General features: G+C 48.5%; 20 protein-coding genes and 1 tRNA gene. 5 read left to right on the forward strand and 16 right to left on the reverse strand.

Annotated elements, in window-relative coordinates; all coding sequences use genetic code 11:
- Positions 1 to 18 precede the first annotated feature (18 nt).
- The gene (locus F1728_RS02965) at positions 19 to 1,419 is read left to right on the forward strand and encodes an outer membrane protein assembly factor BamB family protein (RefSeq protein WP_155362834.1); all 1,401 of its coding nucleotides are present in this window, start codon (positions 19 to 21) and stop codon (positions 1,417 to 1,419) included.
- Between the two features lie 55 nt (positions 1,420 to 1,474).
- Here the strand turns inward: F1728_RS02965 and F1728_RS02970 are convergent, their stop codons facing one another.
- The 4 genes from F1728_RS02970 to F1728_RS02985 form a co-directional block, all read right to left on the reverse strand.
- Positions 1,475 to 2,038 (reverse strand): hypothetical protein, encoded by a 564-nt coding sequence (locus tag F1728_RS02970; RefSeq protein ID WP_155362835.1) that lies wholly within the window; start codon positions 2,036 to 2,038, stop codon positions 1,475 to 1,477.
- Between the two features lie 687 nt (positions 2,039 to 2,725).
- Complete coding sequence (locus F1728_RS02975) at positions 2,726 to 3,040, reverse strand: STAS domain-containing protein (protein WP_187782252.1); 315 nt, start codon at positions 3,038 to 3,040, stop codon at positions 2,726 to 2,728.
- 285 nt (positions 3,041 to 3,325) lie between these two features.
- Entirely contained in the window at positions 3,326 to 4,498 is a 1,173-nt protein-coding gene (locus tag F1728_RS02980) for a S1C family serine protease (RefSeq protein WP_155362836.1), read from the reverse strand.
- 105 nt (positions 4,499 to 4,603) lie between these two features.
- Complete coding sequence (locus F1728_RS02985) at positions 4,604 to 5,425, reverse strand: hypothetical protein (RefSeq protein ID WP_155362837.1); 822 nt, start codon at positions 5,423 to 5,425, stop codon at positions 4,604 to 4,606.
- 445 nt (positions 5,426 to 5,870) lie between these two features.
- On the opposite strand from F1728_RS02985, the gene F1728_RS02990 reads away from it, so the two are divergent.
- Positions 5,871 to 5,944, forward strand: a tRNA-Cys gene (locus F1728_RS02990).
- A gap of 142 nt (positions 5,945 to 6,086) precedes the next feature.
- Here the strand turns inward: F1728_RS02990 and F1728_RS02995 are convergent.
- Positions 6,087 to 7,481 carry a hypothetical protein gene (locus tag F1728_RS02995; protein WP_155362838.1) on the reverse strand — a complete coding sequence of 465 codons (1,395 nt, stop codon included), beginning with the start codon at positions 7,479 to 7,481 and terminating at the stop codon, positions 6,087 to 6,089.
- 642 nt (positions 7,482 to 8,123) lie between these two features.
- Here F1728_RS02995 and F1728_RS03000 point away from each other — a divergent pair.
- On the forward strand, positions 8,124 to 9,542 hold the full coding sequence (locus F1728_RS03000; protein ID WP_155362839.1) for a sigma-54 interaction domain-containing protein: 1,419 nt from the start codon (positions 8,124 to 8,126) through the stop codon (positions 9,540 to 9,542).
- Between the two features lie 88 nt (positions 9,543 to 9,630).
- Here the strand turns inward: F1728_RS03000 and F1728_RS03005 are convergent, their stop codons facing one another.
- The 10 genes from F1728_RS03005 to F1728_RS03050 all read right to left on the reverse strand — a co-directional run bounded on the left by F1728_RS03005 (position 9,631) and on the right by F1728_RS03050 (position 19,914).
- The gene (locus F1728_RS03005) at positions 9,631 to 10,641 is read right to left on the reverse strand and encodes a type II secretion system F family protein (RefSeq protein WP_149345654.1); all 1,011 of its coding nucleotides are present in this window, start codon (positions 10,639 to 10,641) and stop codon (positions 9,631 to 9,633) included.
- Positions 10,642 to 10,692: 51 nt separating this feature from the next.
- Positions 10,693 to 11,625, reverse strand: a complete 933-nt coding sequence (locus tag F1728_RS03010; protein WP_145039881.1) for a type II secretion system F family protein — start codon at positions 11,623 to 11,625, stop codon at positions 10,693 to 10,695.
- Between the two features lie 242 nt (positions 11,626 to 11,867).
- Positions 11,868 to 12,956 (reverse strand): CpaF family protein, encoded by a 1,089-nt coding sequence (locus F1728_RS03015; protein WP_228030484.1) that lies wholly within the window; start codon positions 12,954 to 12,956, stop codon positions 11,868 to 11,870.
- 241 nt (positions 12,957 to 13,197) lie between these two features.
- The gene (cpaB, locus tag F1728_RS03020) at positions 13,198 to 14,196 is read right to left on the reverse strand and encodes a Flp pilus assembly protein CpaB (protein WP_155362840.1); all 999 of its coding nucleotides are present in this window, start codon (positions 14,194 to 14,196) and stop codon (positions 13,198 to 13,200) included.
- 125 nt (positions 14,197 to 14,321) lie between these two features.
- Positions 14,322 to 14,672: a hypothetical protein gene (locus F1728_RS03025; RefSeq protein ID WP_155362841.1), complete on the reverse strand. Its 351-nt coding sequence runs from the start codon at positions 14,670 to 14,672 to the stop codon at positions 14,322 to 14,324.
- A gap of 171 nt (positions 14,673 to 14,843) precedes the next feature.
- Positions 14,844 to 15,170 carry a hypothetical protein gene (locus tag F1728_RS03030; protein WP_315853510.1) on the reverse strand — a complete coding sequence of 109 codons (327 nt, stop codon included), beginning with the start codon at positions 15,168 to 15,170 and terminating at the stop codon, positions 14,844 to 14,846.
- Between the two features lie 147 nt (positions 15,171 to 15,317).
- Positions 15,318 to 15,650, reverse strand: a complete 333-nt coding sequence (locus F1728_RS03035; RefSeq protein WP_155362842.1) for a Flp family type IVb pilin — start codon at positions 15,648 to 15,650, stop codon at positions 15,318 to 15,320.
- Between the two features lie 479 nt (positions 15,651 to 16,129).
- Positions 16,130 to 17,326 (reverse strand): hypothetical protein, encoded by a 1,197-nt coding sequence (locus F1728_RS03040; RefSeq protein ID WP_155362843.1) that lies wholly within the window; start codon positions 17,324 to 17,326, stop codon positions 16,130 to 16,132.
- Positions 17,323 to 19,065, reverse strand: a complete 1,743-nt coding sequence (locus F1728_RS03045; RefSeq protein WP_155362844.1) for a hypothetical protein — start codon at positions 19,063 to 19,065, stop codon at positions 17,323 to 17,325. The genes F1728_RS03040 and F1728_RS03045 overlap by 4 nt, the downstream gene beginning before the upstream one ends.
- Before the next feature lie 243 nt (positions 19,066 to 19,308).
- Positions 19,309 to 19,914 carry an HAD family hydrolase gene (locus F1728_RS03050; RefSeq protein WP_228030485.1) on the reverse strand — a complete coding sequence of 202 codons (606 nt, stop codon included), beginning with the start codon at positions 19,912 to 19,914 and terminating at the stop codon, positions 19,309 to 19,311.
- Between the two features lie 300 nt (positions 19,915 to 20,214).
- On the opposite strand from F1728_RS03050, the gene F1728_RS03055 reads away from it, so the two are divergent.
- The gene (locus tag F1728_RS03055; RefSeq protein WP_155362845.1) at positions 20,215 to 20,715 is read left to right on the forward strand and encodes an acetolactate synthase; all 501 of its coding nucleotides are present in this window, start codon (positions 20,215 to 20,217) and stop codon (positions 20,713 to 20,715) included.
- 17 nt (positions 20,716 to 20,732) lie between these two features.
- Here F1728_RS03055 and F1728_RS03060 read toward each other — a convergent pair whose 3' ends face one another.
- Positions 20,733 to 21,767 carry a Gfo/Idh/MocA family protein gene (locus tag F1728_RS03060; RefSeq protein WP_155362846.1) on the reverse strand — a complete coding sequence of 345 codons (1,035 nt, stop codon included), beginning with the start codon at positions 21,765 to 21,767 and terminating at the stop codon, positions 20,733 to 20,735.
- A gap of 171 nt (positions 21,768 to 21,938) precedes the next feature.
- On the opposite strand from F1728_RS03060, the gene F1728_RS03065 reads away from it, so the two are divergent.
- Positions 21,939 to 22,922, forward strand: coding sequence for a zinc-dependent alcohol dehydrogenase (locus F1728_RS03065; protein WP_228030486.1), 984 nt, complete (start codon positions 21,939 to 21,941; stop codon positions 22,920 to 22,922).
- The last annotated feature ends 36 nt before the right edge of the window (positions 22,923 to 22,958 follow it).

A 22,958-nucleotide genomic window follows, 5' to 3' on the forward strand; every position in this document is an offset into this window, starting at 1 on the left:
CTAAATGGAGTGAGCACAATGCCACGAACTGATGTCGATTTTTCTTTCCGAAAGACTGTCCCCACTTACTGGTTCCTGAAGTGGGGGGTTTTTCTGCTGCTCTGGACACTGGCTTTGCCGGGGCCCTTGTCTGCACAGTTACCCAAAATCTCTCCAGGCACAGCCAAAAAACAGGATAGTCAGTCTCGAGAGGAGCCAGACAGCCGCGCTTCTGCAACTACAGAGCAGGGGCGCTGGACCTCGTTTCTGGGAAATCAGCGAAATGGGATATCCGACGAAACCGGACTGAATGTGAACTGGAATGAGCACAAACCGTCTGTCCTGTGGCGGGAACCACTGGGAGGTGGATACTCCTCCATAGTGATCGCCGACGGGAAGCTCTGGACGATGGCGACACACCTCAATCATGATTACATCATTTGTCTCGATGCCCTGTCTGGTAAGAAGCTCTGGTCAACTCGAGGTGCCCCCACCTACCTGGATCATCAGCGTCAGGCCCGAGGACCGCGGTCTACACCTACCTGGCATGCAGGTAAACTCTACTGCCTGCTGCCTGCCGGTGATCTTCTCTGCCTGACCGCAGACACAGGCCGCATTCTCTGGAAAGTCAATATTTTTGATATCAGTGGTGCGCCGCGACAGGAGCAGAAAACCATCTATTACTGGGGAATGTCTGCTTCACCTCTGATAGAAGGGGATCTGGTCATCCTCCAGCCGGGTGGATCTGCCAACAATTCGGTGATCGCCGTCCACAAGGACACAGGCAAGCTGGTCTGGTCTGCTGGAACTGACCCGCCGGGCTATGCTTCCCCAATCGTGATAGAAGCCGAAAACCAGCGACAGATTATCGTTCCCACTGGACAATCCATTCTCTCACTTAACCCGAAAGAGGGTAGCCTGCTGTGGCGGGTTGTTTGGGGAAACAAATACAACTGCAACTGTGCCACTCCCGTCTGGAATGAAGATTCCCTGTTTATCTCTTCCGCGTATGGGACAGGCAGTATGCGGTTTGCTCTGATTCTACAGAACGAGGAACTCCGCCCCATCTCGCGGTGGAAGAACCTGTCCATGCAGAATCAGTTTGCCACCAGCATTATCAAAGATGGGTATATCTATGGTCCCCACGGAGATCTGGCGACAGTCACGTATCGCTGCCTGGACCTGCAGCGAGGGGAGGTGCAATGGAAATCACGGCGAGTGGGAAAATGCACCCAGATCGCAGCTCAGGGTCATTTAATCTGTCTGACAGAGCAGGGAACCCTGGTGCTGATCGAAGCGAATCCCACCGAATATCGGGAAAAAGGGAAATTGACCGGCTTACTGGAATTCAAAGCCTGGGCTCATCCGGCACTCGCAAATCACAGGCTCTATCTTCGTGATGAAAAACGAATTCTATGTCTGGATCTGAAAGAAAAATAGCCGCGAGGAATCAGGTATCCTTCACGGCTATGTAATGTCACGCGGTAAATTTAACTTACTTTTCAGCAGTCTGAGACGCAAGAGATTTTTGCAGCTGCTGCAGTTTTAGCTGCTCCTGAGCAACCCGTTTTTTCTGAGCTTCCACCTGCTGCTTGATGTTGGCGTCATTGCGAACACTGTTATCCTTGGGCAAGGGACGCTGTCCAGGCAGAACCCGTTGCGGCGGATGTCGTAATTTTTCCAAGGCCACTTTGTTCTCCGCTTTGACGCGAGACAAGATTTGATCCGCTTCAAAAATCGTTCTGCGGGCTTCCTGGAAAACGGTTCGTCTGTCGCCGTCTTTACCGAACAGCGCTTCCTGATCGCGGAGCTCTGCATTGTCCGAGTTATCGATATCGTTTTTGGCGCTCATTAATGCATCGTAAAATGCACGCGTGAGTCCTTCTTTCAGATCGTCCCGATCCAGGTCTGAGTAATCGGTATCCTTTGAATCAGGCGAATTTAACTGAGCATTCTTGTTTTGTGCATCAACTTTTGGCTTTTGTTCTGCAGAGCTGAATCCCACCATCGTGATATAAAACAAGCCCATCACAACAGTCAGTGTTGCAAGTCGTTTCATCGGTCTGCCTCATCTCTGGTTAAAGTCACAAAACAGCCACAGGCTGTTTATTCATCGAATTTATTATATTCAAACTATTCACTTTATTTCAATCTTTTTACCAATTAAAGCAAATCAATTGAAAAACATGACGTAAAAAAAGCCTGTGTCGGAAACACAGGCTTATTGATATCTTAAAGATCGAACTTATGGGGAGTTGATCGCGTTGATTGCATTTGCCAGATCCATCAGTTCACTGTGGAGAGCATAACGTAGCGTGTTTAAACCAGCCAAGGCACCGATACCGATGATTGTCAGCAGTAACAGATACTCAACGAAAACAGAACCACGGACTTTACGTTTCCATCGCTTTGTTTGTGTCCGGATTAATTTTAACACAGGATGCCCTTTCATGAAGTTCAGATAGAAATTCCTCTAATTGAACTAGAGCATACTTTGTACCAAATATCCTAATTTTTACACCTTACCCTGATAACCCTTGGAAACGCCTTAAACGGCTCTAAATCAAACGATTTCAGGTGTTTGAATCTGTGAGTTCAAAATGGTTTTTCCATCAGAGCATTGAACCGCATTAACAATGATTAGCAATGCTAACCAGAACTGTTAACGTTCAGATACAAAAAGCAGAGGTGAGCTACCGAAGAAGCATCCAGAAGCCTGGCGTTATGCACGAGGGCGAGAACTGACTCAGGAATTTAAGGCACTGAGAGCGGAAGCACGATCAGGGAAGGTTTCCCAGAGCTGATCCAAATGAGTGACTTCCAGAACCTCTGTGCAGTATTCGCTCAAACCGCAGATACAGAACTTGCCGCCTTCTCGATGATTGAGTCGATTCCACATCCGGAAGATGACTTCAATGAAAGCGGAACCGAAGAAGGATGTATGAGAGAGATCGAGTACAACCACCGGAGGGGACGCTGTTTCAGCAACCTGCAATAACACATCGGTTAAGGCATCCAGTCTTGGCTCATCCAGATTTTCGTATTCTGGACCCAAAGCCACAACTGTGACCTGACCTTCTTTGACTATTTCCGGTGGGTAATCTGCAGGCATAATTCAGCTGTCAACAAGATCATCGTTGGAGAAAGCCCGTATTGAGAAATCAATCGAGCATCAAAGTAACCTACACATAGTAATCCAAATCAGTAACGTGTCAACCAAGAAATCCGATTCCGGGAGTAAGAACTATTGACGCAAGTCCATTCCGAGTGAATATTTACCAACAGTCCTCGACCATCGCAACTCCCCCAGTCTCATAGAAGGGAGTCGGCGGAGTTCTCTCGACCGTTATTGATCATTTTTCCATTCCTGAAGCCGGGCCTTCAGTTTGATCTTTTTATTGTTTCGCATGACCACTAATTCAACCTCGTCTCCGACTTTATGCATTTCCAGGGCATCCAGCAAGGAATTGGCATCCGTAATCGAGATCTCATCCAGTTGCATGATCAGGTCGCCCAGATGCAGATTCCCGGAATCGTCGATTCTGATTTCTCTAAGACCAGCTAAGTCTGCAGCGCCTCCCTCCATAATACTTTGAACCATGACACCGGAGACATCTTTGGGCAGAATCTGATTGATTTTGAGTTTACGAATCACGAAGTCATCAACCCCCAGGAAATTTAAACTGGGAGTCTGAATGAAGCCAAAGCGGATCAATTGGGGGACAAAGCGACTGATCAAATCAACGGGGACAGCATACCCAATCCCCGCATAGACATGAGAAGAGCTGTAGATTGCGGTATTAACGCCAATCAGCCGTCCCGAACTGTCCAGCAGAGGACCTCCCGAATTACCAGGATTAATAGCTGCGTCTGTCTGAATCACATTGCGGATCGATCTGCCTGTCACTGAGATGATCTCTCGCCCGAGCCCGCTGATGATCCCCGTAGTCAGGGTTTGATCCAAACCGAAAGGATTCCCAATGGCAAGCACTGTCTGTCCAACCTGCAAATCGCCGGAATAGCCTATTTTAATCGGTTTGAGCTGATCGCGTGGCGCGTCGATTTTCAGAACAGCCAGATCTTTAGATGGAGCAATGCCAACGAGTTTCGCATTCCATGTTGTATTATCTGCCAGTGTGACCGAGTACTCATCTGCCTTCTGAATCACATGAAAGTTCGTGACAACATGGCCCTTACGATCCCAGATGAACCCGCTCCCCGACCCCTGCGACGGAGTTTGAGGATTCATACTGAACTGGTCCATCGGGGATGCAAGACCGACCGTGCGAATATGCACTACTGAAGGAGATGACTCCTTAAACAGTTCGATCGTTCTCAACTCAGACTGCGTCAGATCTGTCCGTTCCCGGACTCGAAAATCTGGCTGACCATAATACCGCTTAAGCAATTTGAAGGTCATAAAGACAATCAAAATGGTGAGGATCAGGATCAACCATTTCTGAATCAGCGAGGATTTACCGGAAGACCCCGAGTAGGCAGACGGATGTTCTGAAGGCATGACCTGTTTTTTCAAATGAAAATTAGCAGCAGGATTCCAGGTACAGATAACACATTATATCTGTACCCTTATAAAACCTTACAGTGAATTCTGTCCCGGTTTTCGTTACTGCAGTCGGGCAGCGGCCGAATTGAGTTCACTGATGGCTTTAATAAAACGCTTCTTCAACTTGGGAGACAACTCTGCAAACGAGGATTGTACTTCCGGAGTCAGCATTTTATGACAACGTTCCACCGCAGAACAGATGCGTTTTACGGCTTGTTCCGGAGTAATTTCCGGCTTGGCAACTACTGCAGTCTCTGATCCAGATCCCTTGGGAGCAGGGGAGGCCGCCCCTGATCGGAAGGGGCTGTATTCACCGCCGGAGCCTGAAACATCTCTGGCATGCCCTGCGACTGTAGCTGCTGCATCGGATGGTTCGCGCGATCCCGGTTCCATCCCGGCCCGCTCCATCTGCTCGTATTCGGAGGGATCTCTGACAGATATTGGCTCATCTGAAACGAAGGTGACTTCTGCGTCTGAGGGATACTCTTCAAACGGCTCTGAAATGGAGAGATCTTCACCGTTCACTGCCCGTCGCCAGGCTTTCAGTTCTGCAACAGTCGCCTGGTTTTCTTCGGCCCACTGGAGACACTCAGGAGCATCATCCCAGGTTAGAGCAACATAGTAATGGGACCATTTCAGATTCGAATACTGATCTTTCACATCGCCGAAGGTCTCCCAGACACGTCGACGCTGATAGATCTGATCGCCACTCAGCCCAACCATTGCTCCAAAATCGGCATCGGTTCTGCCTTTGGCATACTTTTCCGTCCACTTGGCAGCACATTCGCCAATGACCCAGCTGCTGTCGCTCAATGCCTCACGAGCACGGTCAATCAGTTGTTCTTCTGTCAGTTTTTCGGTGGATTCGGTATGTTCGGTCATTTTACTTCGCTGATTTCTGTGTAGAACTATGATTCGCATTCCGGAAAAAAGTGATCAGATCCTGAACCATTTCCGGCTGAACTGTTTCAAAATGATGAAGCGTTCAAACCCAATCCTGATGCTACACGGAATCTATTGAGAATACCACCAAGCAGACTCACTTCGTTTTCCAGAAGCAATGATCGTCAGGCGGAAATTCCCTAAAGTTTATCAGCTGTCATTTCATCTCCCTGCAATCGAGGAAGTTAATCTGGGGGAGATATAAAAAAAATTCCGATCAGCCCTCGAATGCTTGACCTAACTGCGATTGGTTATTAGGATTCGGTCAAATTCGTCTGAGAAATCGTCGAATAATGATTCTATCACTTCTGTTGATTAAATCATTAAGACTCTGTAAGCTCCCTTCTGACAAGAGCTTATTGGTCTGAAACAGAACAATAAATAAGGCGCCGTAGCCAAGTGGTCTAAGGCGGCGGATTGCAAATCCGTTATTCCCCGGTTCGAATCCGGGCGGCGCCTCTCGAAAGAGCCTCTCCTTGAATGAGAGGCTCTTTTTTTATACCTCAAGACAGTTGCGCAGAACAATTAGATCCCGACACAAAAAAACCTGACAGACTGCGGCCTGTCAGGTTTTGAAAGAGTTCTGTTTTTCTGTTTCAAGCTATTCCGACTTCTGCTTGAGCTGGGCCAGTAATTCTGCATCTTTCAGACAATAAACCAGTGAAATGTCGCTGGCCATACGACCTCTGCGATCCTGGATCTGTCCGGTCAGATTCAACATCTGGTCCAGTCCAGCCTGCAATTCTCGATCAGTCTCACTCGATTTTGTTGTCTCTGACTGTTTCAGTTCTGCATCTGCAGAGCGCCACATGATCCAGGCAGATGTCAGTTCATGCAAATCAGAAGTGCCTCGGGGGTAGTAATCATTCATTCTTACCTCCCAGGCCTCTTGTGCATGCTTCCGACTCTGTTCGAACTTCATTCGGCTCATCCGCTCGTCCTTCTGGTGACGATAAGAATTCCCCTGGACATATGCAAGCTGAGCCCGTGACAGTTCAACAAGGTCTTTTCGTCCCAGACCTGCGCCGCGTTCTGAAAGGAGATCTACATTTTCCTGAATCCTCTCCAAACGACGAATATAATCTGCCAGATTAGATCCGTTGTCTTCCTCACGATTATCAAATGAGTTCGTTTCGAGGTTCGCAACAAAAACGGACCGGGACGCACGGCGGTATTCATTCAGATCTGCGGCGCCTACCATGAGTTCCTGTTTTCGTACTGAATGATACTGGTCAGAAAGACGATTGATCTCCCGTAAGGCAAAACCCATCTGGTCTTTTTTTTCAGCTGCGACAGCAATTTCGTATTGATTTTGTGCCAGAATTAAGCGGGCATGTACCACATCTCCAAACCAGCCCTGGGCCGCGGGCTGATTCATCATCTGCAGTTGTTCCACGGCTTTCTCAAGCAAGGCCTGTTTTTCTGAGAGTATTCTGACCCTGGCATTCTTAGCGTCACGAAGGTCAGCCACATTAATTCTCGTCTGATAGGCTACATTCAGTGCCAGTTGATAATCCGAAAGTGTCATCAAGCCGCGAGAAAAAGAATCGTAACTCTGATCAATCAGATCACTGGCATTGGACTCGAACTGTCGCAGTTGTCGATTTTCCTGTGAGGAGATTCGTTTAACAACTGGAGAGGAGACTTGTGGCTTTTGGGCTGGAACCGCTGCTGAAGCAGAAGAAGGACCAGGATCCTGCTTTTCCTGCAGGGGGACCACATTCATGGGAATGAATTCCCTCCGATCCGGCTTAGATGGGAGTCTGACTGTTTTCACTTCTGCCAAATCCAGCTCAGCTGGAGCCAGTGATACTGTTGCCAAGCCTTCCTCTATCTCTAGAAAGCGATGAATACTTTCCAGCGATGTTTCCTGTTGGATGGTTAAGTTCTGTGCCGTGACGGGGGATAGAAACTCTGAAGGCTGGGGACGCAACGCCAGACTGACAACCAGAACCAGGATGCCACAGCTCAGAAAAAAATGAGTTCGATCATTCATCAGTAAAAGAATCGCCAGAAAAGAAGTAAGCAGATCAAATTGATCTACTGTATTTGTTCAGAGCGATCCGTGCTTTAACCGACAAGCTTCTCCTTAATCCTGTCTATCGACCGAATTCACACTTTGAGATTCCGAATTCCTCATCCGGTGCTGTAATGAGCATGAGATGTATTTCTGACAGTTACCTGCAAAATGGTACGACAGGACTAACTGGACCTGTGATGTTCTCAAGATTGTCTCATCACAGTGAATTATTTCTTACTAATTCGACCTGATCAAATCATTTTTAGCAGACAGCAGAACAGTCAAGATTTCCAAACAACACATCCCATACACCATAAACAATTACTATATAACACCTTATACCACAAGAAGCATTACAGCTCTGACATGACTGTTAATCGATCCCCAGTAACCTGAAATAACTCCTATTTCCTCAAGATTACATATTTGATTTTGGTGATAACGTTTGTTATCGTGAACCCAACATCGCAATCGCTATATTCCACCCAAACAACGCAAGCAATTCCATCTTAACTATAGAATCGCTGAAGCAAATTTTTGATTGCTATTCAAAATTGAATCCGGGCCATCCTCAAACTCACAGCCTGGGTCTATTTCCAAGAGAACAAAGGAGCTGTGATGCCATCTCTGGGGATTATTTATACTTTCGACTCCAAATTAGAAGCCATCCTCAAACCAGGCTTGCTGCAGCAGATTCATAGCCAGGTCAGTCTGGCGAAGTCGTTGCCTGAACTAATGGAGCGGATCCAGAATGCTTCTCCAGCAACTGTTTATCTGGATTTGAGACCTCACGACTTACCCTCTGAATCCGATGATCGCAGCTCCGTGTTATCGTACCTGAGAGAAATTTGTGAATTCCCAGTCAATGTCGTCACGATTCTTGATCAGTTTCTACCCGTCGAATACGTCGAAACTGCGAATTTCATTACGGACGCCTTTCTTGAATTCCCCCCAGTGCCTGAAGAGTTAAATTTGCTGGCAGAAGAACTCGCGCAGCTTGAGCCTAAAATTATTCCAGAGAGCCTGCCTGAATCACGTCAAATCTTCGATCATAATAAGCAGGTGACTACATATACTCCGGAAATGATTCCGATTGTCGATCAGATTTCGAAGATCGCCAGACACAATGTTACCTTGCTGCTGATTGGTGAGACCGGTACCGGAAAAACCACGCTGGCCTCCATGATCCATGAGCTCTCGCCTAGAAAAGATGAACCATTTCAGAACATTGCCTGCGGTGCGCTTCCTTCTGATCTGATCGAAAGCGAATTGTTTGGCCATCTGCGTGGTTCATTCACAGGTGCAGAGCGGTCAAAAATAGGTCGTTTCGAAGCAGCGGGGAAGGGAACACTGCTGCTGGATGAAATCGATATCCTGTCTCCCAAGGATCAGGCCAAGCTATTGAAGGTAATTGAAACCGGACAGTTCGAGCCGGTAGGATCAACCGAGTCCCGTATTTCTGAAGCGCGATTGATTGTCGCCGCGAATGTGGAGCTTGAAGAACTGACCAGAAATAATAAGTTCCGCTCTGATCTGTACTATCGGTTGAATGTTCTGCAATTCCGCTTACCTGCACTGAGAGAACGTCCGAACGATATCATTCCCCTCTCTTTGCTCTTTATCAAGGAATGCTGTCAGCAACATGCCATTTCGGTTACGAAAATTCATCGCAAGGTCCTGGACCTTCTCAAACAATACAGTTGGCCCGGCAACTTAAGAGAGCTCAAAAATCAGATTCAACGGGCCGTCCTGTTTTCAAGTAACGAAGAGCTGACCACACACGAATTTTCGCCAAATCTGTTCCAGGAAGTCCAGCGCGATCCTCAGATTCAGTCAGTCGCTGCAGAGAATCAAACCCTTGCAGATCAGGTTGCACACAATGAGAAGCACCTGTTGCTCAAATCGCTTTCTGAGAACGGATATCGCAAAACAGCGACTGCGAAAGCCCTGGGAATCAGTCGGGTCGGGCTTTATAAGAAGATGCGTAAATATGGGATGCTGGATTCTGGCAAAACCAAGCTGCAAACGGAAAGCTAGATCAGTCACTTGATTTGTCGTGCATTCCTACGGGTAGAGTTTACAGTGAGGAGTCTCGTGCGATTTCAGGTCGCTTAATCAGACGACTCTACTGATTACCGCCAGTTGAATTCTGTTCCAGAACGCTCTCTGAAGTAGCACTGATGGTCTCACCGTAGGTAGAAGGTTCCAGAATCCCGCCAGGACGATGCTCGCGAATCAGAAAGTTTCGTAATTCAAGCACGGCGGGGGCGAAGAACAGGATATAAATCGGTGGTGCCATGCAGAAGATAACCGGAAACAACAGCTTGATACTTGTCTTGCTGGAATGTTCTTCCGCCCGTTGACGATACTTTCGGCGAATCCCGTCAGCAAAATCAATCAATGCAGTAGATACATTGGTCCCCAGTCTTTCTGTCTGAGAAATCATCAGAGAGAGCGTGTTGACATCAGGTGCATCGATTCGTCGGGCGAACTGCTTCAAAGCATCGGCCATGGAATTGGCATCAGCGTGTCGCCGGATGATGTCAAACTCAACAGCGATATCAGGGTGTGAAAATCGAACTTCCTCGGTAACTCGTTTCAATGCAGTACGCAAGGGCACACCACCGGTCAGACACATCATGACCAGGTCAAGTGCATCCGGAAGACCTTTTTGAATCCGGTTTACTCTACGGCTGGCCTGGTTGTGCAATACCATTCGAGGCAAACCATATCCACTGCCTGCCACCAGTAAGCCTGCTACCAGAATAATCTCGGGGTAATTAGTTCCCGGATCTGCAAGTACACATCCAATACCAGTGCCGATCAATACCATTACGATCAGAATATTTCGGGTCGCCAGATATTCAACCAAGGCGGTCGACCTGTAATAACCGGCTCGTTTAAGATCGAGTTCAATCTTTTTGATTTCCTGATCTGACTGAGGAATTACCCCAGCCATGGCACGTTTAAACGCACCAACATGCGAGGCTGAATACGTCGAACCTCCAGAACCTTCTCCACGATTTAATTCTTTTTTTCTACCAGCACGATTTCCGGCTGCAATCGCATCCCCTACCAGGAAGAATACAAAGCAGACCAGCAAAAATGTGGCGATTGTGATGAGATCTAAAAACATGTGAGGCTCTTTAATATTTGGATCAGCTTTTCAGCAGATTGAAGTCGTAGTTTAATAGTCCGTTCTCAACAGGGCGGAGACCCAGAAAATACCGACCACTTCCAGCACAAAGGCGATCATCAGCAGAATATTACCGATCGGATCCGTATACAGATTAGAAACATGCTCAGGAAAAGCGACCAGCAGAACGACAAACGCGACAGGAGCAACAACGGTCATTAAAACTGCCGAAGCACGTCCTGCTCCCGTAGAAGCCCGCATCTGACGGCGGTAATTGATACGATCCCGGATGACATCGGCCATTCGCTCCAGGTTAGCGGGTAAATTCCCACCCGTCTTGCGATAAAGCATTAATGTGGATGTCAGAATTTTCAGATCAATTAGTTGAATTCGACTGGAGAGAGATTTCATTACTGCAGGAATCGACATGTTCATGTCAAGTTGACGGGCACATCGTCTGAACTCATAGCTGAGAGGACCTCTGGTCTCTTCTCCAACAATAGCGATCGCCTGCTCCAGACTGGCACCAGCGTGCGTTGACCGAGCCAGCAGGTCGATCATTTCGGGTAGTTCTTCCTGAATTCTCTGCATCCGTTTTTTCCGGCGGTGATGCAGAACAATCAGGACCGCTACCATCCCGGCACACATCCCGGCAATTCCTGCCAGTGGCAGATCGGTATAAACGAAGATCGTACCACCAATGGCCAGTCCACAGGCGACAATCATCAGGAAGGCAGAGAAGGGGGTAAACTCAGATCCATTTTCCAGAATGAGTCGATCAAAACTCTGGTCGATCTTTCCCAGCAGACTGCGGGCAGGTTCCTGGTCAAAAACGTTCGGAATTCTTCGCAGGCGGGGACGTCCCCCAAATCTACCGGAACCGGACTTGTTGACTCCAGATAAATCCCGGACGATAAGATAGACAGCCAGAACAGCTACTGTCACTGCAACAAAGCACAATAATGCTACCGATGAACTGTTCACTTCCCACTTTCTCCACTACCAGTAAAACTCAAACTCTTGTGTCAGAAACCAGGACAATCAGGCTTTGAACGTTTTTTGCTCAAAAATCTGATCGCTCAGCCTGATCCCGGATGCTTCCATTCGCTTCAGACATGCAGGTCGGTAACCTGTGGAATAAAAATAACCGATAGCGTTCCCCTGATCATCCAGGCCCGTTTGTTCGAAACCAAAGATATCCTCGACCTGGTAATCTCCCCGCTCATTCAATGAGATAATCTCAGAAACACGGGTAATACAGCGTTGCCCCCTTTCAGGCGGGACCCATGCAGAACGATGCCGATACCATTTGCGATATACTGGCGGATAACAGGAAGTGGTAAGTCGAAACCACTCATGGCAACCATCATTTCCAGACGAGCCAGGGCATCCCGAGTGTCATTGGCATGGATGGTCGTCATCGAGCCTTCGTGACCAGTATTCATGGCTTGCAGCATATCCAAGGCTTCCGCTCCACGAACCTCACCGATGATGATCCGGTCCGGACGCATACGCAGACTGTTTTTGACAAGTTGTCGCTGAGAAATTTCACCGACACCTTCGGTGTTTTCCGTTTTGGTTTCCAGACGAACCACATGCTTGTGCTGCAGCAGTAATTCTGCTGAATCCTCAATCGTGACCAGGCGTTCTTCTCGCGGAATGAAGTTGGATAACGCATTCAAGAGAGTGGTTTTACCACTACCAGTTCCCCCCGAAATCAGCATGCTGATCCTGGAATCCACGACAGCTGCCAGAAAATCTACAATCTCTGGAGTTAGAGACTTTTTCTCGATCAGGTCATCAATTTCCAGTGGAACAGTACCAAAGCGGCGAATGGACAGTGAAGGACCATTCAGTGCCAGCGGAGGAATGATTGCATTGATACGGGATCCATCAGGCAGACGTGCATCTACCATGGGATTCACTTCATCGATACGTCTGCCAACACGTGAGACAATTCTCTGGATGATCCGCATCAGATGCTGATTGTCAGCAAAGATGACATCTGATTCTTCGAGTTGACCATTCCGTTCGATATGAATTTCGTAGGCGTGATTTACCAGAATATCGCTGATGGTCGTATCTGCCATCAGTTGATCAAGTGGTCCCAGTCCGAAGACTTCGCTCAACAGTTCGTCGAGCAACCGTTCCCGGTCGATACCTTCCAGAACAGATGCATGCTCTTCACAGATTTCAGTAGCAACGGCTCGCACTTCCCCGGAAAGTTCTTTTTCCGAGATTTGAGCCAGCATTGACAGATCGAGGGAATCTACCAGCTCCTGATGAATCAGAACTTTCTGTTTCTGAAAGTTCAATTCTGCCTCTCTGTTTTCTGGAAGGTAGCTTTCGGGTTCCAGAAAAAGTTTTTTTGTGCGAAGTGATTCCATGTCGTAACCTACAGATATAGTTTCCCAGCACGATCAGTCTGGAGCAGAAACTCCTTCCTGAACGGACTTCAATAACAAACAGACTTCAAAACTGCGCCAATCACCCAGGAATTCTGAGAAATCAGACTATCATCAACTTATCGGTCGACGCTCTGATTCTTTTCTGGGTTTAAAGTCCACTGGCGGGAACAGAAATCTCCGAAGTCTTATTCTCGTCCTGCTTCATCGTTGTTGTTGCTTTGCTTGAGGGAATCACTTCTGAAGCAACAGGAGTTTCGATTGCGTCGATCCAGTTCTGGCTCTTGTAGGCACGGTTGCCTTTAAAGTGCACTGTATTCAATGAGCCACCCCGATAGATATCCATACTGGAAACTCGCTGATTTGGGATGAATCCCAGAATGTTTGACAATGTCAGTCGATCGCTCGAACGTCCAGCAGAAACCACTTCAGTGTTTTCATTGGGGTTCCGCAGAGCCAGGCTCAGTACGCCATGATCCTCAACGACCTTGAGGACTTTGCCCTGTTCGGGTGATACTTCGAGAGTAACTGGATAATCAGCAGAATCTTTATTTCCCATTCCTACTTTGTGTCCGGGAACAGAGGTCTGATCTACAGCCAGAACGCGTACTTTTTCGAGCAGGGTAATGGTAGTCTCGGGAATCCCATCTGTTTCATGTGAGCGGAACAGAACATCAACAATTGCTCCAGGACGTGAGAAACCGGCCACATTCCCAATTTTGTGGATGGAAACTGTGACAGCGCGATTACCAGGCTCAAGAGTATCGGACAGTCCCGGGCCCATTCCTGTTGCATACAGATCAACTGTATGGAACGGCTCTCCGGCTTTGATTTCCGATTTCAGCACCCGGCCCTGAATAAATTCAGTCGCCATGATTCGTTGCAAGCCGTTCGGTTTGAATCGCTTATCCACCTGATCGGGCAGCATCTTCAAAATGGAGATATCATCCAGTGACAAAGTCTGCCCTGGTACGAGGTCTCGTGAAGCGATGGGAATGAAGACCTGCCGTGGTTTCGCTGGTGGATCTTCTGCTAACACGACAGGGCCCGGTTGCTTATGCAGGAACTGTCTCACAGTATAAGCTGCGCCTAAGCCTAAAAGAATTGCGAAAATCGCTGCCGTCATTGTTCCTGGACTAATTTTTGCCACGTTAACTTCCCTGAAATCTTCGATTAATAAAAAATTTCAATTCACCAATTGCCGAATGAATGCCCCGGCAGTGATGATACACGTTGTAATATTAAAGCTTAACCAGCGAATGATCAGCTTTTCAGCTATTCTCCAGATGCAGAAATCGTCAGATCAAGGGCGGCTGGTGCTGAACCATCGCCCACATCCATTGCTGCTGGAGCGACACTTCCCTCATCAGTCAAAGTACCGTTAGCAGCCATGCCACCGCTGTTGGTGTCGATATACTTACTCTCCACGCCATTGATCGTATAACTATATGACTGATCAAGACTGACAAGAGCTTCTGCCAGATCACCAAACCCCTGAACAATATGATCACGAAGCGTGACTAGACCTGGAATGAATCCAATAATCAGTATGGTGATAATCAACACTGTAGATAAGGCGGAGACATTACCTCCTTCATCCGACCAAAATTGACTTAACAGTTTCATTCCTGCTGCTATCCTGACTTTGAGAGAATGCTGACGCGTGTTTTACTGTCACTGAACCAATAAGTGCATCTTATATGCCAATCCAGTACTAACTTCTCAAATACTGCTTTTCAGGGTGTTCCCGAGTGGGCGTCCTCGGGAACCAGCCTGAAAACTCAAACTGTATCAGTACTACTCACCAACGGGAGCAGCGATTGTGACGTTAATACAAGCAGGTTCAGATCCTGCGGTATCGACGTTGGTGTCACAGAAGTCAGTCTGGTCAACGAACTGAGATCCAGATACGCTGGAAGTGTGTCCTGTTACACCAGAAAAACTGTAACTTTGATTAATGTTTGAGATAGCTAAAGCAAGGTCACCCAGTTCCTGTACGACCTGATCACGAACGGTGGCCAATCCAACAACAACCCCTAATACCAGGATCGTTCCGATCAACACGAGTTCAGATGAGACAACAAAACCTGCCTCATCATTCCAGAACTTATTAAGCATGTTCATTCTAACTCCTTAAGTATCATTTAAACTGACATAGTCAGTTCTTTTGAACATAGTGATAAAAAATTGAAACAGAATTATCATGAGTCCTCCCTAAATAAACAACGGGAGAACCCTTGGCTGCTGAGCCACATGGGCTCAGATTAACAACTAAGGTGTTTCACCGGTTGTAGCTGCAATCACTGTGATGCAGTGAGTAAAGGTACCTGCGCCACCGTTGTCATCCTGGTCACAGAAATCCGTGTTGTCATCAAACAGCGACCCTGAGGTGCTGGATGAGTGGCCTGTGATACCAGAGTAAGAATAGCTCTGATTGCTGTTAGACATTGCATTGGCAACGTCTGCGAGTTCTGCGATTACCTGATCGCGCAGTGTGGTCAAACCGACAATCATGCCGAGAACCAACACGGTAGCGATCAGCACAAGTTCTGTTGAAACGACGAAACCAGCTTCATCATTCCAAAACTGCTGAAACATCTTCATTCGTACTCCTCACATTAATCTGATGGTTAATGCATACTGAATGCGTCACAAGATCATGTGACTGTTAACAATCCAGTAAATTAACTCGTCTGCATACGCCCGGCGCAGACGTTGCATAAATACAGCAGACCATGTGCCACTTTTACCACACATGCATATTTTTCTTATTTTCACACCAGGTCGTAATCCGTGCATTTTTCCAACGACCGGTTTTTGAATCACTCCTGCTCAATCCGCCAGTTTCATCACAATTCTCTTTTCTGTTAGTTTTCCTGACATTTACAGGCAAACGTCACTTGGCAGGTGATACAGCAACCGAAAGTGTTTACGCTGGTTAACACTTTAAACAGCGGTGTAACCAGAGGTGCACAGCAGGTGTTAACCCTGTTTCTAGCGAAGATTGAGCTAGAGCCTGTGGGAAAGAACAGCACAGAATGCAATACAGAGATTTGGATGGCCTACCAAAGAGACAAGATTCGTCAATCTTTGGTTAGCGGAGGCAGTGCGACCTGGGCCGGGAATTTACCTCTCCACAAAGCCAGCGCTCTACCAGCATGGGACAGGAAGGTGAAGCTGTTCTTAATCTCGGTTTCCGGCATCTTTTCAATGGTTTCTACCAGCCATTTTCCTGCCTTCTCCAACGTTTCAGCAGGAGGGAGGACCTCGGCAGGAGCCAAAGCCCACCATTCCATTGCATGACCAGTCGCCAGCACCCGCCGTGCACGGGGTGTGAATTTCTGCTCCGTCGAGAGATCCAGCTTGGTTCCATCCCAGTTTTTATCCCAGAAACCCTCTGGAGACTGCGATTTCACCAATCGATCCGTGATGCTCTTTAGATAATCTATGACCTTCTTTCGTCCTGCGTCTGACAGTATCGGAGTCTGTTCATCCACGCGTAAAATCATAACCAGGGCATGCAGTCTATGATTTCCATAGCAGACTCCCTGAGTTGGCTTTTGCCGCATAATTCGGTCGCTGATTACATCGAAGTTGATCCGCTGACCTTCGCTGGTCACCCAACTTTGAGGGTGATCCAGAAATAGAGCAAATACCAGCGCTGACCACTCATATTCCACCTGATTCAGACTGAACGATTTCAGAGATTCCTGAATCATTTCTGCCAGCGTTGTCTCTCCTTGGGCGAGGACAATTGGATAATCGACGGGGGTCCCCACTTCCGCCAATGTGGCCAATGTATGGTCTTCGTGGCTTGACGTTTCCAGCCCTTCCTGGACGCGCGCCCGCAAACCATTCTGGTTTCGAACCAGTAGAGGCCTGGTTTTGTCTCCCCAGACTTGGCCAAAGCGGCGATGATCCAGCAGGATATCGCGCATCTCAATTCCTGACAGGGATTTGGGATCATCAAACACCGCTTCCAGTCCCCAGAAGCGCAGTGCATGATCCACATAGTTAATGCGGGGTTGTTTACCACGAAACTGTGGTCGCAGACGGGAAAGGACCTTACCGAGGTCAGCATCCGAGACGATTTCGGGGCGATCGTACTGCGGCTTCACCGTTAAAGGATTGAGCCTCAGGGCCGGTAGCTCCTTGGCTCGCTCCCAGTCCTGATAGCGTACGGCTGCCCAGCCAATCACGGCTCCCACGATCAGGATATGCAGACATAAAAATGCTGCGACTTTCAGTTTTTTATTTATAGATGCTCGCTGTGAACTCATGGCTGATCCCCTTCTGTCGCAGCAGATTTCTGCTCAGATTCTTTCTCTTTATCTGTAGCTTCTGATGCTTTTGCGGCCTCAATCAGAGCCGGTTCACGCGACATGACTAATGTCAGATCGTCCTCATAGACAGGTCGAAAACCTTCAAGACGCCGAACCTGTTTTTCTAAAGCGACCTGCTTTTCTTTGTGCACGATGAAGGTCGATACGTTGTATCTCTCTGCAACTGATTGCCAACCTCGATTCGCACGCGCTATTCCCAGATAATCTCGCCAGACGCGTGTCGGAGCCAGATGCACAGCGTTGGTCGTCATAAAGACCTTAAGATCTTTGGGGCCATCCCAAACCAGCCAGTCCCCCCACCACTGGGGATTCCAGACCTGTTCCTGAGGTGGATGAGCCCTGAGAAACTCGGTCAGTTTGCGCGGCGTACCTTCACTGTAAACCTTGTTGATATCACGTGGTTTTCCACCAAACAGGGGGGTCGCTATATTTGAAAAAGCGAAGCCAAACCAGAGTATCAAGACACATACGGAAGTCATAACCAATGATCTGCGTGCCCAGAAAGAACCTGTTTTTTTCTCTCCGGAACCTGCTTTAAGGTACACAGGCGTCGTCCGGGGAATCACGGTTGCCAGATGATTCACCATGGCATAGACAAAAATAACCGAAAACCAGCCAATCATCCGCACGCCCATAATCACAGACAGTGAGAGCAGACCAATCCTCAGCACATCTGCCGTCCTGACCCGTTCCCGACTATGGCGGTAGAGCCCCAGCATGAGGACCCAGGCCATACAGAACCAGATTCCCTCTGCATCCCGAAACTCCAGTGGCTCCCATTCCAGCACATCCTTGAGGTTAGGATTCCGTGGAAAGAGCAGGGAATTGAGGAACAGATCCATATGGTAAGGATTAAGTAATGCGGTGCAGACTGAAAGCTCAGTCACAATCAGCCAGCGACGAACCCACGGATCCGTACAGACCTGAATCAGACTCTTCGTCCTCCAGAGTACTTCCAGTGCCCGTCCCAGGAACTGTAACGCCAGGATGGCCAGACCTACGACAAAAGAACCATGCAGATTTGCCCAAGCCAGGAAAATCAGAGGAATCCCCAGATAGAGACTGCAAAGCAGGGGAGTGGGAGTTTTTCTTGCAGAAACGTTCTCGTCACTGTCAGCGGAAGGGAGCCAGCGGTCGTATTTTTCAGACCAGGCCATGACCACCAGCAGTAACGCCACGCAGAAGGTTCCGAAAATTTCCGGTCGGATGATGGCAATTCGACTGGAGGAAATCAGGATCAGCAGGAATGATCCAAGCGTGCTCACCCCGACGCGTCCCGTTTTGATATAGAAAGCACACCAGAACAACACGTGTGTCGCAAACACTGTCAAAGCAAAGACATGCGAAAGCCCCCGCACACCCCAGAATTCATAGACTTTGGCAAACAGGACCTGAGATAACCATGCCGCGTCAATACTTTTTACCCCCTCTGCCAGCGACAGGAAGGGATCATATTGAGGCAGACCTTGATGGCTCAGGATCCAGTCACCGTACGAAACATGTCCCCAGATATCTGAGTAAAAGATATGTACGTTTCCGAAATAGAAGAACAGCCAGGCAAACCAGAGGCACGTAATCAGATGCGACCAGCCCATGGAAAAGGTTTCTCGATAGAACTGACCTTTATCGAGTGCCGTTTCAGGCTCCAGAGTGCCGGGGTGAGAGTCGATCGACATATTTGCGTCCACAGATTTAAACAAACTCAACTTCTGAATTGATCGTTCAATGACCGGAACCTGGGAGTATAGTTCCGCAGAAACTGAATATGTTACGCAAACAATGTTCCAAAGCAGAGAAGAGAACTGGATCGCGCGTAGTCAAGCTGTCTGTTCACGTTAAATTGATGAACAATCTGTAAAGCAGCTGTATGAGATCAGAAACGCAAGAAGCCCCTGATTCCCGGGTACATTTTAGACTTGTTAGACTTGGATATCCCGGGCCGCGAGATGCTGAATCAGAGTCGGTGTATCTGTAAATACTTCCGCCTGTATCCCCAACCCACGAGCGACATTGACATAATCTGCGATGTCATCCGTGTAAAAGGCTTCTTCCGGAGCACACTGGATCTTTGAGAGTGCTAAATCAAAAATCGGCCGTTCCGGCTTGATGGCGCCCGCCTTGTAAGATGTCGCGAAATCATCAAAGCGTTGCAGGACCTCATATTCGTTCCAGATGAATTCGAAATGAGAAATACAGGTATTCGACAGAAGTACCAGCCGATGCCCGCGGTCTTTCAAAGTATCCAGAACGGGAACGAGGGACGCATTCAGCTCAAAAATATCAGATGCAGCCCGGACCAGATCCGGATAGGAGACAGATTGGCCTGTGGCCTCTTCAAACCACTGATGAAATTCCTCTGCCGATAACTGCCCCCGTTCAAACTCCCACTGTTTTCCCGAATCGATCAGCAGAGCCTGAATCTCCTCGCGGGTACGCCCACAAAGCGCCCCCATCTGTTCACACATTCGATCATGTGAAAAGAAAGCGAGAACATTTCCCATATCAAACAGAAAGGTACGAATCACGTTTTGACTCCGGATTTCTGGTCAGAATGCAGTTAAACGCCCCAGTTGTATGATCTCAGCCCCAGATGCACAAGACGCAAATCGGCTCCTTTTTCACGTCTGTGCTGGTCGATCTGCTTTCCAAGCACTGAAGCGGGCACCTCTTATTGACGACATCGCATAATTTGCTTAAATTGCCTGAAGATAAGAACTTGATGAGAACGTAACACGACCTGGTTCCTGTCTGTACACAAACTCTGGTTCGGACGCTGTTTCTGTGCCGGCATTCGAACTGGCTTTGCAATACGTGGAGAAAATCAGATGGATTATGAAAATCAATCCTCTTACCCTTCGGGGGAACCAGGCAAAGAGTGGCCCTGCCTGCGTCAATTCTGTGTGTTTATGGAAAACCGAGTCGGGTATCTCCATCAGTTGCTAAAGCTTCTGGAAAAGTTTGACCTGAGAATCATTGCTTTGAGCACCGTCGATTCGGTAGACGTCGCGATGAGTCGTATCGTTCTCGATAACTACGAGCACGCCAGGGAAATCTTTGAGCTCTCCGGTTATACCTTCTTCGAAAAAGATCTCATCGGTGTCGAATTGCCGGATGACACGCAGCCTTACATGAGAATCTGTCTCTCATTGCTCCAGGCAGAGGTCAACATCGACTACACTTATCCGCTGCTCTATCGCAGACATGGTAGAGGGGCGATCGCTCTGTGCGTTGATGATATCGATCTGGGAATCAGAACACTGACAGAACAGGGGCATCGCATCATCACCGAAAAAGACCTCAAAGATGATGACGAATACCTGCTCTGATTCAGAACGAGGCTGACTTACAAACCGGGCACGGCTTGCCTCTTACCGGTACTGGCTGCCTCGTAACAGGCGTAGATCGTCTGAATAATTCTCAAACTCTCGCGGCTGGTGAGCAGTGGTTCTGATTCACCTGCCGCCGCCAGGACAGCCTTACGAACTGCGGGAGTATACCCGCGCGGCTCCAGTGGTTTTTCAAAACGATAATGCTTCCCGTTGTGATTGACACTCCAATCCAGGGGACGATCAGCAAAGGGGAGCATCTCCAGCCAGCCCTTGCTTCCCCAGATTTTAATCATGGACTGATATCCCTGCTTCAGATAGAAGCCCGCGGTCAAAGTCCCTAGAAATCCCACATCATAACGCAAGGCGAATGCTGCCGAGTCTTCAACATCAAGCGGTTGACCACCGGCATTCGCCGTAAACCCGCTCACCTCGTTGATCGACGCACCTGTCAGATACATCGACAGGTCCAGCCAGTGAATGGCCAGCCAGGACAGAAAGCCCCCGCCGGCCTGATCCTTGTGTGCGTACCAGCTTCCATGATAGGCGGGTCTGGTTAAGCGGGTCTGATCGGCCAACAGTTGCAGTTCAACACCGTAGATCTTTCCCAGCGTCCCCTCCTGGATCAGTGTGCGTGCATACTGGATCTCCGGGTTCGTCCGATTGGCCAGGGCCAGCGATAAGTTCAGATGCTTACTTTCCGCCTTCTGAACCAGTGGCTCGAACTGAGACACATTCAGACACGCGGGCTTCTCTGAAAGCACATGTGATCCCTGTTCCAGTGACAGATCAATCGCAGCAGGCGCCTGTCGGGCCTCCATCGTGACCAGAGCCAGCTCCGGTTTATGATTCTGAAAAAGTGCTTCTGCCTGAGGATAGACCTGGCTCAACTTGGTCCCTAGTTCCTTTCGCGCCAGATTAACCTGTTTTCCACTCGGGTCCGCCAGATAAACCAACTTCACAGCTTCGATTGTTTTCAAAGCTGAGAAATACGCACCCAGGTGTGCCCCGGTCTCATTGGTCAACACGGCCACATCGATCTGATTACTCATCGCAGAATTCCTTCAGTTTCTCCAGGGGCCAAGCAGTCCACCAGAGGTCAAGACTTTGCATTTGAATCGACATCGTATATTTTATATGAATATATCCTTTCCGCTTTGTTCCTGCCAGATGCAACTTTGATTCTGGAACAGGAAGCTGTCACATATTTCAGGACCAGTCCTTTGTTAGCAAGTCATCTCGTAGCGCCCGGTCAACTTGAACTCATTGACGTTCCCGAACCCGAATTACCGGCTTCTCCACCTGCAGACTGTGCGGGTCAGATTATCTTTCAGCCCGAGACCACCTGTCTGTGTGGCTCCGACCTCCCTTATTTCAATGGCACCGACGAATGGGAAATTGAGATCGGTCACTCGCTACATGAGATGATTGGCACGGTCACCGCGACCAATGGAAACCGCTGGAAAGCAGGGGACCGTGTATTGGCTGTTCCCGTGATGCAACAGGGCCTGCAGGAGCGATTTCTGCTGGATGAATCCCGCACCATTCCCATCGTGACCAATATTCCCGAGGAACATGCATTGATGGCCCAGCCCCTGGGGACGGCCCTCTTCGCTCTCAAAAAACTTCCCAATCTGCTGGACAAGACCGTCGCTGTAGTGGGACAGGGACCGATGGGACAACTTATGAATGCCGCCTTGAACAACATGGGAGCGCGCCAGATCATCGGCATTGATCTACTCGAATCCCGGCTGGAGGTCAGTCCCCGCATGGGCGCCACCGCCACGATTTGTAACAGGAACCACGATCCGGTTACCGCTATCCGGGAAATTTTAAAGGGAGAACTGCCCGACATCGTGATTGAAGCGGTTGGTCACGCCGATCAGCAAATCAATCTCTGCGTTGAACTCTGTCGCCAGGCTGGTCAGATCCTGGTCTTCGGTGTTCCCCCTGAGACGATCGACAATTTTCGAATACGGGATCTGGTATTTAAAAATATTACCGTTCATTCCAGCATCAATCCGGATTTCAACCGTGACTTTCCGCTGGCGATGCAATGGCTCTCTGAGGACCGAATAGATGTCGGTCCGATTATCACACATCGCTTCCCTCTCGCTGAAATTCAGCAGGCATTCGAACTGTTCCGCGATCGAAGGGAGGGGGCTATCAAAGTCATCGTTGATTTCCCTGCGAAACAACAGGCATAATCGAACTATTACATCATTGAATCCCCCTGACTCTAA

The organism is Gimesia benthica, from assembly GCF_009720525.1.
GTDB lineage: Bacteria > Planctomycetota > Planctomycetia > Planctomycetales > Planctomycetaceae > Gimesia > Gimesia benthica.